Origin of the sequence: Actinacidiphila sp. bgisy167 (assembly GCF_965342175.1) — a bacterium.
GTDB lineage: Bacteria > Actinomycetota > Actinomycetes > Streptomycetales > Streptomycetaceae > Actinacidiphila.
In genome coordinates this window covers 1-13744 of record NZ_CBDRBL010000043.1, presented here as the reverse complement: position 1 = coordinate 13744, position 13744 = coordinate 1, and the positions used below count along the sequence as shown (strand labels likewise).

General features: G+C 73.5%; 10 protein-coding genes. 4 read left to right on the top strand and 6 right to left on the bottom strand.

Annotated features, from left to right (window positions below):
- The first annotated feature begins 64 nt into the window (after nt 1-64).
- Both ACRWND_RS17735 and ACRWND_RS17730 read left to right on the top strand, forming a co-directional pair.
- The gene (locus ACRWND_RS17735; RefSeq protein WP_431950398.1) at nt 65-1318 is read left to right on the top strand and encodes a PspC domain-containing protein; all 1254 of its coding nucleotides are present in this window, start codon (nt 65-67) and stop codon (nt 1316-1318) included.
- Nucleotides 1315-1578 carry a hypothetical protein gene (locus ACRWND_RS17730; RefSeq protein WP_431950396.1) on the top strand — a complete coding sequence of 88 codons (264 nt, stop codon included), beginning with the start codon at nt 1315-1317 and terminating at the stop codon, nt 1576-1578. Before ACRWND_RS17735 ends, ACRWND_RS17730 begins: the two co-directional genes overlap by 4 nt.
- Here the strand turns inward: ACRWND_RS17730 and ACRWND_RS17725 are convergent.
- The gene (locus ACRWND_RS17725) at nt 1516-2034 is read right to left on the bottom strand and encodes a DoxX family protein (RefSeq protein WP_431950456.1); all 519 of its coding nucleotides are present in this window, start codon (nt 2032-2034) and stop codon (nt 1516-1518) included. The genes ACRWND_RS17730 and ACRWND_RS17725 overlap by 63 nt on opposite strands.
- A gap of 332 nt (nt 2035-2366) precedes the next feature.
- On the bottom strand, nt 2367-3950 hold the full coding sequence (guaA, locus tag ACRWND_RS17720) for a glutamine-hydrolyzing GMP synthase (RefSeq protein ID WP_431950394.1): 1584 nt from the start codon (nt 3948-3950) through the stop codon (nt 2367-2369).
- Nucleotides 3951-4226: 276 nt separating this feature from the next.
- Between guaA and ACRWND_RS17715 the strand changes: the two genes are divergently transcribed.
- Together ACRWND_RS17715 and ACRWND_RS17710 are read left to right on the top strand one after the other, a co-directional pair.
- Nucleotides 4227-4553 (top strand): chorismate mutase, encoded by a 327-nt coding sequence (locus tag ACRWND_RS17715; protein ID WP_431950392.1) that lies wholly within the window; start codon nt 4227-4229, stop codon nt 4551-4553.
- A gap of 505 nt (nt 4554-5058) precedes the next feature.
- A complete protein-coding gene (locus ACRWND_RS17710) occupies nt 5059-6105 on the top strand; it encodes an LAETG motif-containing sortase-dependent surface protein (protein WP_431950390.1) in 1047 nt (348 codons plus the stop codon).
- A gap of 88 nt (nt 6106-6193) precedes the next feature.
- Here ACRWND_RS17710 and ACRWND_RS17705 read toward each other — a convergent pair whose 3' ends face one another.
- The 4 genes from ACRWND_RS17705 to ACRWND_RS17690 form a co-directional block, all read right to left on the bottom strand.
- Nucleotides 6194-8017 carry a GMC oxidoreductase gene (locus ACRWND_RS17705; protein WP_431950388.1) on the bottom strand — a complete coding sequence of 608 codons (1824 nt, stop codon included), beginning with the start codon at nt 8015-8017 and terminating at the stop codon, nt 6194-6196.
- Nucleotides 8017-9618 carry a succinic semialdehyde dehydrogenase gene (locus tag ACRWND_RS17700; RefSeq protein WP_431950386.1) on the bottom strand — a complete coding sequence of 534 codons (1602 nt, stop codon included), beginning with the start codon at nt 9616-9618 and terminating at the stop codon, nt 8017-8019. The genes ACRWND_RS17705 and ACRWND_RS17700 overlap by 1 nt, the downstream gene beginning before the upstream one ends.
- A gap of 132 nt (nt 9619-9750) precedes the next feature.
- Nucleotides 9751-11646, bottom strand: coding sequence for a serine/threonine-protein kinase (locus ACRWND_RS17695; RefSeq protein ID WP_431950384.1), 1896 nt, complete (start codon nt 11644-11646; stop codon nt 9751-9753).
- 81 nt (nt 11647-11727) lie between these two features.
- The gene (locus ACRWND_RS17690) at nt 11728-13623 is read right to left on the bottom strand and encodes a serine/threonine-protein kinase (RefSeq protein WP_431950382.1); all 1896 of its coding nucleotides are present in this window, start codon (nt 13621-13623) and stop codon (nt 11728-11730) included.
- Nucleotides 13624-13744 lie beyond the last annotated feature (121 nt).

Genomic DNA, 13744 nt, shown 5'->3' with positions numbered 1-13744 from the left:
CCCCCATGCGGGGTCAGGGTCGTTCCGGATACCCGCACACCTCGCGGACCGCCACCATGGAGCCATGACGGAGCAGGACACACGGGCGGAGCCGGCCGCCGCGCCACCGGGCCCGCGGCTGGCGCGCCACCGCGAGCGGAAGGTGATCGCGGGCGTCTGCGAGGGCGCGGGACGGTACTTCGGCATCGACCCGGTGGTCTTCCGGATCGTACTCGGCGTGCTGGCGCTCACCGGCGGCCTCGGGCTGGTGGCCTACGGCCTGGCGTGGCTGCTCGTCCCGCTGGAGGGGGAGAGCGCGAGCGAGGCGCACCGGCTGCTGTCAGGGCGGGTCGAGGGGACGGCGCTGACGGCGGTGCTGGTCGCACTCGTCGGCTGCGGTCTGTTCCTGTCGACGCTGGGCAGCGGCGGGAACCTGACCTTCTCACTGGCCTTGCTGGCGGCCTTCGCCGGCGCCGTGTACTGGTCGGTGCACCGGCGGCAGGCGACCGAGGCGCCCGCGCAGCCGGTCGCGCCGCCGCCGACCCAGCCGCCGCCACAGCCCGCCGCGGCCGCGTGGTGGAAGGAGACAGCGGTCGAGGACGCGCCTTCGGCGCCGGGGCCGGGCGGCTACCTGTGGGGACCGGACGACGGTCCCGCCGACGAGGAGCGCGACCGCCGTGAGTGGCGGGAGCGGCGCCGGGCGGTACGCCGCGAGGGCGCCTGGCTCGGCGGGCTGGTGTTCTGCCTGGCGGCGGCCGCGGCGGCGGGGGGCCTGGCCGCGTCCTGGTCGGCCCAGCCGCTGGCCACCAGCGTGCAGATCGCACTGGGTTCCGCGCTGGCCGTCTTCGGCCTGGGCTTCGTGGTCAGCACCTGGTGGGGGCGGCTCGGCGGCGGCACCGTCGTCATGGTGCTGCTGACGGCCGCGCTGCTGGTGGGCTCCACGACGCTGCCGCCGTCGGTCGGCACCGACTGGCAGCAGCGCACCTGGACGCCGACGACGCTCGCGACGGTGCGGGACTCCTACGAGCTGGGCGCCGGCCGAGCGACGCTGGACCTGTCGCGGCTCCAGCCGGGCGGACGCACCGTCTCGACGCGGGCCCAGGTGGGCGCCGGGCAGCTGGTGGTCCGGATCCCGCAGGACGTCGCGCTGCGGATGCACGTCCAGGTGGGGGTGGGCGACCTGAAGCTGCCGGGCGACAAGGACCAGGACATCGACGTCCGGCCCGGGCTGGACCGTAAGGTCGCCCTGGCCCCGGTGGACGGGCGAAAGCCCGTCGGCACGCTGGAGCTGGACGTGGAAGTGGGCGTCGGACAGGTGAAGGTGGTGCAGTCCCCGTGAGACGGCATCCGTTCGCGCCCTCGGCGCTGCTGACCGGACTGGTCCTGCTGGGCCTGGCCGCGGTGTACCTGCTCGACGCCGCCGGGGAGTTGTCGCTGCCCCCAGCTGCCGCGGTGCCCCTGACCTGCGCGGGTCTGACCCTCGCGGCACTCGGCTCGGTCACCTCATGGGCGCTGCGGGGGCGCGCCGCCAAGCGCTCAAGCCCGCCCGCGCCGCCCCCGACCCCGCCGTCCGGCGATCATCGCGTCGACGGACAGTAGCGGAGCACCCGCCAGGACCAGCGGCAGCCAGGCCATCAGGTAGGCGAGGTCGTTGCCGTAGTAGTACGGCTGCGTGGACCAGCTGACGGTGAGCCACAGGCTCAGCGAGATCAGCGCCCCGCCCAGGGCGGCGATCCGGCTGAGCAGGCCGACCAGCGTGCCGATGCCGACGGCGATCTCGCCGAAGGCGATGGCGTAGCCGAAGCCGTGCGGGTTCTTCAGCGCCAGGTCGACCATGGCCGGGATCGCGGCGCTGCCGCGCACCGCGTTGAGGGTGCCCAGGAGGGAGCCGGGGGCGCTGTCGTTGAAGAAGGTGTCGGACAGCAGCTTGTCGAAGCCGGCGTAGACGAAGGTCACGCCGAGGAAGATGCGCAGCGGCAGCAGCGCATAGCGCCGTGCCGTGTCCCGCCACGGTCCCTGACTGGGGTACCGCTCCAGGTCCCGCGGTCCGTTCATGCCCTTTATGCCCGTCACGCTCATGCCGTCCGCCTCTCGCACCGCACCTGCCGTCGACGTCTCGAACCGATTGTCCGGGAGCGTCCTAGGGGATACGTAGGCGAAGCGGCCGTTGTTCAATCGAAAAGCTCTGCTTTTCGCGGGCCGTTCGCTCGTCAGCGGGCGGGTAGTTGATCCAGGCGACCAGATCGCGTCCCGATCACTCACATGCGGCGAGTGCGCCCCCACGCGCGGTCGACGCGGGCCGCACCGCGGGGCTCCGCGGGGCCCGGATACGGACAGGGGCGACACCGGCTCTTCCCGGTATCGCCCCTACTGCCCCGCGCGGGGGGCTACTCCCACTCGATGGTGCCCGGGGGCTTGCTGGTGACGTCCAGCACGACGCGGTTGACGTCGGCCACCTCGTTGGTGATCCGGGTGGAGATCCGGGCGAGCACCTCGTACGGCAGCCGCGACCAGTCCGCGGTCATGGCGTCCTCGCTGGAGACCGGGCGCAGCACGATCGGGTGACCGTAGGTGCGGCCGTCGCCCTGCACGCCGACCGAGCGGACGTCCGCGAGCAGCACCACAGGGCACTGCCAGATGTCGCGGTCGAGACCGGCGGCGGTCAGCTCCTCGCGGGCGATGGCGTCGGCCTCACGGAGCAGGTCCAGGCGCTCCTTGGTGACCTCGCCGACGATGCGGATGCCCAGCCCCGGGCCCGGGAAGGGCTGGCGCTGAACGATCTCCTCGGGCAGGCCGAGCTCCTGTCCGACCATGCGGACCTCGTCCTTGAACAGCTTGCGCAGCGGCTCGACGAGCTGGAACTGCAGGTCCTCGGGGAGGCCGCCCACGTTGTGGTGGGACTTGATGTTGGCGGTGCCGGTGCCGCCCCCGGACTCCACGACGTCGGGGTAGAGGGTGCCCTGCACCAGGAACTCCACCGACTCGCCGTGGGCGCCGGCCTCGGCGACGATCTCGCTCGCGGCCTGCTCGAAGACCCGGATGAACTCCCGGCCGATGATCTTGCGCTTCTGCTCCGGGTCGGACACCCCGGCGAGCGCGGTCAGGAAGCGCTCCTGCGCGTCGACGACCTTCAACTGGACGCCGGTGGCGGCCACGAAGTCCTTCTCGACCTGCTCGGACTCGCCCTTGCGCATCAGGCCGTGGTCGACGTACACGCAGGTGAGCCGGTCCCCGATGGCCTTGTTGACCAGGGCCGCGGCGACCGCGGAGTCCACGCCGCCGGACAGGCCGCAGATGGCGCGCTTGTCGCCGACCTGGGCGCGGATCGCGGCGATCTGCTCCTCGACCACGTTGTGCGTGGTCCAGTTCGGAGCGATGCCCGCGCCGCGGTAGAGGAAGTGCTCGAGCACCTGCTGCCCGTGGTCGGAGTGCAGGACCTCGGGGTGGTACTGGACGCCGTAGAGCTTCTTCTCGTCGTTCTCGAACGCGGCCACCGGCACCAGGTCGGTGGAGGCCGAGACGGCGAAACCCTCCGGGGCGGCGGTGCAGGTGTCGCCGTGCGACATCCACACCGACTGCTCGGCGGGGGTGCCCTCGAAGAGCGTCGAGCCGGCCTTGCCCACGTGCAGGGGGGTACGGCCGTACTCGCGGGCGCCGGTGTTGTCGACGGTGCCGCCGAGGGTGATGGCCATCAACTGGAAGCCGTAGCACATGCCGAAGACGGGGATGCCCGCCTCGAAGATCGCGCGGTCCAGCCGCGGGGCGCCCTCGGCGTACACGGACGAGGGGCCGCCCGACAGGATGATCGCCGCGGGACGCTTGTCCAGCATCTCCTCGACCGGCATGGTGCTCGGCACGATCTCGCTGTAGACCCGGGCCTCGCGGACGCGGCGGGCGATGAGCTGGGCGTACTGCGCCCCGAAGTCGACGACGAGGACGGTGTCGGGGGCGGCTGGGGTCGCTGATGCCACGGTGGGCCTTCCGGCGGTGTCGAACGTGAGGTCCCCACCGATTCTACCGGCGCTCACGGCTTTACTTGCCCGGCCCGAGGGCGCACACTGTGCGGCATGCTGCACGGCACGCGCTTCGCGTTTACCTATGGCACCGGCTGGTCCGGCTGCCGAGGTCGTGCTGTCTGAGCGAGGAAACGCACACGACGTCACCAGGCGCCCCGGGCCACACGGCCCGGGGCGCCTCGCGTTTCCCGTCCCGGCGGCCCGGGGGCCCGTTCCCCGAGGAGGAACCCCATGACCAGCACCCCCGCGGCACCGCGGTCCGCCGACCACGCGGGTGACACCGCCACCGACCGCGCCGGCGGCCCGGGCGCCGACCCCGGCGCCGTCATCGCGCAGGCCCGCGAACGGATCGACGACCTCGACGCGCGGATCATCGCGCTGGTGCAGGAGCGGATGACGGTCTCGGCCGGCATCCAGCGCACCCGCATCGAGTCCGGCGGCCGCCGCGTGCACCTCTCCCGCGAGATGGAGGTGCTGCGCCGCTACGGCGATCCGCTGGGGAGGCCCGGCACCGCACTCGCCATGACCCTGCTGGAGCTGTGCCGCGGCCGGTCCTGACCCGTTCGCGGACACCGGGCCCGTGACCCGTTCGGGGGGCATCACCCGTACGGCACGTGACCGCCCACGAATGCCTTCGTTGAATCCGGTGTCCGTGCCAGCCAGGTGCGGCCACCCCGGGCCAGGGAAGCAAGCAAGGACGTCGAACACCACGCGTGGACACCGCTCAGACGCAGCTGGGCGGGGTATCACCGGAGCGATGAGGCGCGCCCGCGCGAGTGGAAGCAATGCGGCCGCGCCGTGGGACCTCGCTCCGGTGCTCAGTGACCGGACGGCAGGGGACAGCAGCCCGGTCGCGACTCAAAGTGGCGGTCGGTTCCGGGGACGCCCGGGACCGGCCGCTCTGCGAGGAACACACTACTCATTTCGCGGCACGTGGGCAGGTTTCCGACCCTCGATCGAGTGAGCCGGATCACACACCGCGATCTCGGTAACGCGTACAACCCCAGGGCCTTCACACGGGTCTGACCGGTACGTCACCATCAACCGGTTTCTAGGACCCCATATGAAGCTCCGCCGTACTCTCGCGGCCGCTGCGGCCTCCGCAGCCCTCGTTCCCGCCACCCTGCTCGGTGCCGGCATCGCCCACGCCGACGCGTCCCCCACGGCGTCGGAGTCCTCGACCACGTCCCCCACCCCTGAGCGGACCCCCGGCGACAGCACCGGCTCCCCCACCGGCACGGACCCGGCGTCCGACGTCACCTCCACGCCGAGCGGCACCCCCTCGGACGACACGACGGCGACAAGCAGCGCATCGCCCTCGGTCACGGCCACGCCCACGGACACGGGCTCGCCCTCACCCTCGGCCACCGTCTCCTCCCCGCCCTCACCCTCCATGAGCACCAAGCCCGGCGACGGCCCGATCACCTGCAACGACCAGGACGAGCCGGCCTCCGACGAGAACCTCTCGACCACCCTCAGCGGGCTGCCCTCGAAGGTCGTCGCGGGCAGCGGCTGGCACGGCTTCAAGCTGAACGTCGCCACCAAGGGCGACGCGTCCTACAAGCGCGTGGACCTCGGGGTCTTCGCCTCCGCGATCAGCAAGGCGACTTTCGAGCACTCCGGGGGCCACCTCACCCTGCAGTGGCAGGACCCGGACAGCGGCGAGTGGATCGACATCTCGCTCGACGACACCGACGAGGGCGCCGGCTACGTCGGCTGGACCAACGTCGACCCGAAGGAGTCCTTCTCCCTCGACCTGCGCCTGTCGGTGGACAAGTCCGCCCCGGCCGGCCTCGGCATCGCCATCAGCATCGGCATGTACGCCAACGACGAGGGCGACTGCGTCGTCTCCGGCAACGGCGACTCCTTCTACCAGTTCGACATCCTCGCCGCCGGCACGGACGCGGGCGACGTGGACGACTCCAAGCCGCAGACCGGCGGCACGACCCCGGTGACCAGGCCCTCGGGCGACACGCCGATCGGCTCGCTGGCTGAGACCGGCGCGTCCTCCTCGCTGCCGCTCATCGCGACCGTCGGCGGCGTCGCCATGGTCGTCGGCGCGGGCGCGATCTTCACCGTCCGCCGTCGCAAGAGCGGCGTCGCCGCCTGAGCCGACCGGCGCCCGGCACCGCCAGGGGGCCGCATCCCGTAGGGGTGCGGCCCCCTCGCCGCACCCGGCGGGGCGGCCCGTGCCGTACTCAGTCCTTCGGGGGGACCGGCGGCACCGGAAGCACCGGGAGCCGCAGCGCCCCGAAGGCGTCCGCGGGGACGACCGGGTGCCTGGGCTCGACGGCGGCGACCCGCCGGTAGGGCGCGCCCTGGGGCGGACGCGGGTCGGCGTCGCCCTTGTTGGGCCACAGGGACATGGCGCGCTCGGCCTGTGCGGTGATGGTGAGCGCGGGATTGACCCCGAGGTTGGCGGATACCGCGGAGCCGTCCACCACATGGATGCCCGGGTGGCCGAACAGCCGGTGGTACGGGTCGATCACGCCGTGCCCGGCGTCCTCCCCGATCACACACCCGCCCAGGAAGTGGGCGGTGAGCGGGGTGCCCGTCAGGTCGCCGACGGTGCCGCCCGCGAAGCCGTTGATCTCCTCGGCCAGCAGGCGCGCCGCCTCGGCGGCCTGCGGGATGAAGGAGGGGTTCGGCGCTCCGTGCCCCTGCCGGGCGGTGAGCAGGCCCTTCCCCGGGCCCGAGGGTCTGCGGTAGGTGGTCAGCGAGTTGTCCAGGGACTGCATGACCAGGCCGATGATGGTGCGCTCGGACCAGCGGCGGTTGGACAGCGACCGCAGCAGCAGCACGGGTTGGCGCGCGCAGTGCGCCAGGTAGGCGAGTGCGCGCGGCAGTCGGCCGCCGTGCGGGACCTGGAGGATCGACAGGGCGCCCATCGCGTTCGAGCCCTTGCCGTAGCGCACCGGCTCCATGTGGGTGTTCTCGTCGGGGTGGATCGAGGACGTGATCGCCACACCGCGCGTGAAGTCCACCCGCTGCTCGCCCGTGCGCTCGCGGTAGCGGCGGCTGTCGGTCTGCGCGCCCACCAGCGCCTCGGAGTTGGTGCGGGTCAGCTCGCCGAGCCGGGCGGACAGGCCCGGCAGTCGGCCCTCGTCGCGCATGCGGTGCAGCAGCGTCTGGGTGCCGTAGGTTCCGGCGGCGACGACGACCTGCCCGGCGCGCAGTACGCGCGGCCTGCCCCTGCGGCGGCGGTCGGTGGGGACGACGGTGACCTCGTAGCCGCCCCCGGGACCGGGCGCCAGGGCGGTGACGGTGCTCATCGCGTGGATCTCGGCGCCCGCCTGCTCGGCGAGGTGGAGGTAGTTCTCGTTCAGGGTGTTCTTGGCGCCGTGGCGGCAGCCGGTCATGCACTCCCCGCACTCCGTGCAGGCCCGCCGGGACGGGCCCGCGCCGCCGAAGTACGGGTCGGGGACCTCCTCGCCGGGCGCGGCCCCGGCGCCGCCCGGCCCCTGCCCGCCGGCGTCCCGGCCGTCCCCGAAGAACACGCCGACGGGGGCCATGCGGAAGGAGTCGCCGACGCCCATGCGCTCGGCGGTCGCCCTGAGGTGGACGTCCACGGGGGTCGTCGTCGGGTTGAGCCGCACGCCGAGCATGCGCTCGGCCTGGTCGTAGTAGGGGGCCAGTTCCTCCTGCCAGTCGGTGATGCGGCCCCACTGGCGGTCCTCGAAGAAGACCTTCGGCGGGACGTAGAGGGTGTTGGCGTAGTTCAGCGAACCGCCGCCGACTCCCGCGCCGGCCAGCACCATCACCTTCCCGAGCAGGTGGATGCGCTGGATCCCGTACAGGCCCAGCGCCGGAACCCACAGGTAGTCCCGCAGGTGCCAGGAGTTCTTCGGCAGCGACTCCCGGGTCCAGCGGCGGCCCGCCTCCAGGACGCCGACCGTGTAGCCCTTCTCGGCCAGGCGCAGCGCCGCGACCGCGCCCCCGAAGCCGGAACCGATCACGATCACGTCGTAGTCCTGTGCGCGAACGGGGTGGGGGTTGCCCGAGGACGTCCGCTCCCCCGCCATCAGCGCAGCCTCAGCGTCTTCATCACGCGCAGACCGCGGCTCATGAGGGCCGCGTAGGCCGCGTCGTCCATGCCCAGCGACGGGGCCATCGGCAGCAGCCGCTGCGTCGCCACGGTCTGCGCCTCGGTGTACTTGAGGATGCCCTCGGAGCCGTGTCGGCGGCCGAGCCCGGAGTCCTTCATGCCGCCCATCGGGGAGCGCACGCTGCCGTACGCCGGCGCATAGCCCTCGTTGACGTTGACGGTGCCGCTGTGCAGCCGGGCGGCGATGCGGGCGCCACGGCGGGTGTCCCTGGTCCAGACGCTGGAATTGAGGCCGTACGGCGTCGCGTTGGCGCGCTCGACCGCCTCGTCCTCGTCGGTGAAGCGGTAGACGGACACCACCGGCCCGAAGGTCTCCTCGTCGCACACGGCCATCGGCGGCTCGACGCCGTCCAGGACCGTCGGCTCGAAGAAGAACGGGCCGACGTCGGGGCGGGCCTTGCCGCCGGTCAGGACGGTGGCGCCCTTGGCGACGGCGTCCGCCACATGCCGGGTGACGGTCTCCAGCTGGCGCTCGCCGGCCAGCGACCCCATCCCGGCGCCGTAGGCGAGGGCGGTGCCGAGTCTGAGGGCCCGGGTGCGTGCGGTGAAGCGCTCCAGGAAGGCGTCGGCCACCGATGCGTGGACGAAGAGCCGCTCGATGGAGATGCACAGCTGGCCCGCCGAGGAGAAGCAGGCGCGGACCGCGCCCTCGGCGGCCCGCTCGAGATCCGCGTCCTCGAGCACCAGCAGGGCGTTCTTGCCGCCGAGTTCGAGGGAGGCGCCGATCAGTCGGGCCGCGGCGCGCGTCGCCACGTCCCGGCCGGTACGGGTGGAACCGGTGAAGGACACGTAGTCGGCGTGCTCGACGACCGCGGGGCCCACGACCGGGCCCTCGCCGATGACGACCTGCCAGACGTCGGCGGGCAGCCCGGCCTCGATCAGTTGCTCCCGGGCCCACAGCGCGGTCAGCGCGGTCTCGGTGTCCGGCTTCATCACGACGGCGTTGCCGGCGGCGAAGGCGGGCAGCGCGTCGCCGACGGAGAGTTCGAGCGGGTAGTTCCACGGCGCGATCTGGCCGACGACACCGCGCGGGTGCCGCAGCTCCCGCACCTTGGTGAGGGCCGGGACGGCGCCGGTGTGCCGCTTGGGCCTCAGGTAGGCGGGGGCCTTCAGGCCGTAGTGGCGGGCGGCGACGGCCACCGCCAGCACCTCCTCGTGCGCGTGCAGCCGCGCCTTGCCGGTCTCCAGCTGGATCAGGTCCAGCACCTCGGGCTGCCGGGCCAGCACGAGATCGTGGAAGCGGAGCAGTACCGCGGCGCGGCGGCGCACCGGTGTCGCCGCCCACGCCCGTTGCGCCTCCCGCGCCCTGGCGTACGCCGCCGCCACCTCCTGCGGCGTCGCCTCGGGGAGCTCCGCCAGCTTCTCGCCGGTCAGCGGCGTGTGGTTCACGGTGCGGCCGCTGCCGCCGACACCCCGCGTCAGTCGCGCCACGAGGTCCGGGGTCACCACGTCCGCGGCGGTCCTGGTGCCGGAGGAGGCGACCGGATTGCCGTTACCGGCGGCGGGAGAGTCCGTCATGTCGGGATCGTACGACGGCCGACTGTGCCTGCATACCCGCCAGTAGCCGGTTTTCGCGATGCCTCCGCGGGGCCTTCACGACACCTCGGCCCGGACCGCGGTTCGTCGGAGGCCGTGCCGCCCCGGACGCGTTCAGGTGGTGCGGTAGGTCTCCGCGGCCTTCTCGAAGTACCGCTTGACGTCGGCGCGCCGGCTGTCCGGCCCGACGACCAGGACGACGTGGTACCGGCCGTCGCGGATCATCACCAGGTTGCGCGCGAAGAGCTGCCGCCCGGCGGCGTCGCTCCACGCGAACTCGCCCTCCGCGGCCGCGATCCCGCCCATGTCCAGGCGGCGCAGCCCGGAGGCCGACGACCAGCCGGAGGCGCGGAAACCCGCCAGCTCGGGCTCGTCGTTCTGGTAGGCGATCGGGTCGCTGCCCTTGTCGGCGACGGTGTCGCGGCCGGGCACGACGAGCAGCTGGTAGTCGCCTCCGGTGTAGCGGACCTGCCCGTCGGTGTTCCGGCCCGTGCGCTGCCACCCGCCCGGGACGGCGAGGCGGAAGCCCTCCGGGTCGGTGCGCAGCCGGAACTCGCCGCCGAGGCCGGTGGTGGCGTCCTCGCCCCCGGCGTCGTCCCCGGCGTCGTCCGCGGGGGCCGACCGGGTGGGCGGCGGGCCGCTCGGCGCCTTGGTGGGCGCCGGCCCGGTCGTCCGCGACTCGGCCGTTCGCGGATGCTCCTCGCCGCCGGGCATCCGCGCGGGCAGGGTGTGCGCGGCGCCCGCCGCGCCCTCGTCGCCCGCGGTCCCGCCGCGCGGCATGAAGAGCACGGCGTACAGCACGGCGGCGGCCATCAGCAGCAGCACCAGCCCGACCAGGGGGACGCCGAGGCTGCGCGGCCCCCGACCCTGCCGCTCCGGCCGTCCCTTGGCGCGCTTGTGGCGTCCGTGCCCGGGATGGGCGGGCACGGATTCGGCGGCAGCCCTGCGGCGGCGGACCAGCTCGCCCCGGCGCCGTACGACGGGCAGCCGGTGCGCGTCGTCGGCGGGCACGGGCACCGTGCTCAGCCCCAGGTCCGGCTCCGGCGCGGACCGGACGAGCGAACGCAGCCAGCCGCGCAGTTCCTCCGCGTCGGGCCGCTCCTGCGGGTCCTGGCGGAGCAGGGACTCCACGACGGGCCGCAGCGGGCCGCACTCCTCGGCGTAGGCGGGCGGCTCGGCGACGACCAGCTGGACGAGCTCCGCGGTGCTCTCCTCCGGGAACGGCGGATGGCCCTGGACGCTGCGGAAGAGCAGCGAGCCCAGCGCCCACAGGTCGGCGGCCGGGCCGACGGGCGGGGCCAGCCGCCAGTTCCCGTGGACCTCGGTGGCCTGCTCCGGGGCCCATCGCTCGGTGACGGGGCCGACGACGGTGAGCCGGGCCTGCCGGGCCCGCTCCAGCTCCAGCGCGGAGTGCGGGCCGTCCCAGCCGCCGCCGGGCCCGTCCCCGCCCCCGGCCAGGGCGGGCACCGGCACCGGGTTGTACCCGCACAGCGCCTCCTGTGCGGCGCCGACAGCCAGGCCCGAAAGCATGGCCCGGCCGTCGTCGCAGACGAGCACGGTGCGGCCGGTGACATTGCGGTGGACCCAGCCGTGCGCGTGCAGCACGCGCAGCGCGGTCAGCACGTCGGAGGCCACCTCGGCGGCGCGGTAGGGGCTCAGCCGCTTGTCGGCGAGGACGGCGGCCAGCGGGCGGCCGGCGACGAGCTCGCTCACTATCCAGACGCTGCCGTCCTCGGCGAAGATGTCGAAGACCTGCACCAGCCGGGGGTGGTCGGGTATGGCGGCCGCGGCGCGCGCCGCCTCCAGGACCCGCTGGGCGGTGTCCCCGCTGTCCCCGTGGTGCGGCCCGGGTTCGGCGCTGACGACCTCGGGCAGCAGGACCTGGCGTATCAGCACCTCCTGGTTGCTGAAGGTGTCCCAGGCCCGGGTCTCCACCAGTTCGAACTCGTCGGCGGGCGGCCGCGGCAGGCGGTAGCGGTCGGCCAGTACGCGTCCCGCGTAGTCGTCCACGACGCCTCCCCAAAGCGTCAGATCCGATCCGTTCTGGATGCGGACAGTCCGCAGTGACTCACAATACGTGCTCGACCGCCGTCACTTGGCCGGTTTGAAGGTGCTGAAGAGCGCCTCGCGCATATCCGTGATCTTCTTGCTGTCCCATTCGGCGTCCGGCGCGAAGAAGAGGATGGCGTAGCCGTGGCCGTCGTCGACCACGAAGCCCCGGTTGACGGCGCGCATCTTCGTCCCGCCGGAGGTGTAGGTGAACTCCCAGTCCGCGGCGGTGCGGTAGCCGCGGTAGTCCACGTCCTTTATGGAGAGCTTGTGGTAGCCGGGGAACCGGGACGCGGTGGCGGACTCGTTCTGGCGCCACGCCTCCGCCGCGCTCGTGCCCGGGGAGTGGGTGTAGTCGACCTGCACCCGGGGGCTGCGGCGGGCGTTGAAGATCCAGCCGTTGCCGGCCCGCTCCTTGTTGGCGGCCCAACCGCCCGGCAGCGCTATCGAGAAGCCCTCGGAGTCGGTGTAGGTCGTCCAGCCGGCCGGAACGGCGGGGGAGCCGCTGTCCCCGCTGCCGGAGCCGTCGCCGGAGCCGGACCCGGAGGAGGAAGAACTACCCGCATCCTTGTCGGAGTCGTCGCCCTTCCCCTGGTCCTGGCCGCCGCCCGTGCCGGAGGCGCCCGTGCTCCCCGTGCCGCTCTTGCCGTCTCCGCTCTCGCCGTCGCCGCCCTCGCCGTTGTGGACGTTGCCGTCACCGGAGGTGAGGCCGGCCGAGGAGGACGGGGCTGCGGGCCGGCCCGCGGTGGCGTCGCCGTCCCCGCGGCCGACCCACAGGCCGATGCCCGTCCCGAGCAGCGCGAGGACGACCGCGATCGCGGTGAGGAGCAGACCGCGGCGGTGGCGCGGGTCCATCTCCGCGAGGCGCGGCAGCCGGGGGACGGCGGCCGCGGCGGGTGCCGGAGCCGGCGCGACCGGCGCGGACGCGGTCGCCGGTGCGGCCGCCTGCGCCTGCGCCGGCTCGGCTTCCGGCTTGGCCTTGGCGGCCCGCAGCGCCGCCTGGTCGGCGGCGGCGGCCCGGGCGGACGGCGGCGCGTCGGTGGGCGTGGGCTGCGGGTCCGAGTGCGGCAGCGGCATGGTGCGCGTGGCCTCCGCGACCGGGACGTCCGGCCCGTGGGCGACGGCGGTGAGCAGCGGGCGTACGCCCTCGTCGTCGAGCCGCAGCTCCGGGTCCTTGTTGAGCAGCCCTTGAATCGCGTCGGCCAGCGGGCCCGCGCTGCGCGGGGTGCGCAGCGGCTCGGTCATGACCGCGGTGAGCGTGGCGATGGCCGAGCCCTTGTCGTACGGGGGCCTCCCCTCGACCGAGGCGTACAGCAGCGCGCCCAGCGACCACAGGTCGGCCGGCGGGCCCGGCTTCTGGCCGCGCGCCCGCTCCGGGGAGATGTAGGAGGGAGCGCCGACCAGCATGCCGGTGGAGGTGACGGAGGGGTCGCCGTCGATCTGTGCGATGCCGAAGTCGCTGAGCACGACCCTGCCGTCGTCGGCGATCAGCACATTGGACGGCTTCACGTCACGGTGGAGGATGCCCTCCTTGTGGGCGGCCCGCAGCACGTCCAGCACGGTCAGACCGACTTCGGCGGCGCGCTTGGGCGTCAGCGGCCCGTCCTCCCGGATCGCGTCCGACAGCGAGCGGCCCTCGACCAACTCCATGACGATCCAGGGCCGGTCGTCCTCCTCGACCACGTCGAAGACGGTCACCGCGCCGGTGTTGCGGATCCGGGCGGTGGCCTTCGCCTCGCGCAGGGTGCGGGTGATCAGGCGGCGCTTCTCGTCCTCGTCGATGTTGTGCGGGAAGCGCAGTTCCTTCACCGCGACCGTGCGACCGAGCGTCTCGTCGACAGCCCGCCAGACGGTGCCCATGCCGCCCTTGCCGAGGACGGCGCCGAGCCGGTACCGGTCGGCGATCAGACGCTGGTCGGTGTCGTGCGCTTGGCCCATGAATTCCCTCTGCAGTCGCTGAAGATGAAGCTCCCTCATCGCCTGCTTGCGGCGACCGCGGGATGGAGGACTCCATCATCCCTGACTCGGGACCGTGGTCCCACCCCGCCCCCGCCGTGTG

Excerpts from the sequence above, each read along its gene's own strand:
- ACRWND_RS17735 (WP_431950398.1), top strand. The coding sequence starts at position 65 with ATGACGGAGCAGGACACACGGGCGGAGCCGGCCGCCGCGCCACCGGGC.
- ACRWND_RS17725 (WP_431950456.1), bottom strand. The coding sequence starts at position 2,034 with ATGAACGGACCGCGGGACCTGGAGCGGTACCCCAGTCAGGGACCGTGG.
- ACRWND_RS17715 (WP_431950392.1), top strand. The coding sequence starts at position 4,227 with ATGACCAGCACCCCCGCGGCACCGCGGTCCGCCGACCACGCGGGTGAC.
- ACRWND_RS17710 (WP_431950390.1), top strand. The coding sequence starts at position 5,059 with ATGAAGCTCCGCCGTACTCTCGCGGCCGCTGCGGCCTCCGCAGCCCTC.
- ACRWND_RS17705 (WP_431950388.1), bottom strand. The coding sequence starts at position 8,017 with ATGGCGGGGGAGCGGACGTCCTCGGGCAACCCCCACCCCGTTCGCGCA.
- ACRWND_RS17700 (WP_431950386.1), bottom strand. The coding sequence starts at position 9,618 with ATGACGGACTCTCCCGCCGCCGGTAACGGCAATCCGGTCGCCTCCTCC.
- ACRWND_RS17690 (WP_431950382.1), bottom strand. The coding sequence starts at position 13,623 with ATGGGCCAAGCGCACGACACCGACCAGCGTCTGATCGCCGACCGGTAC.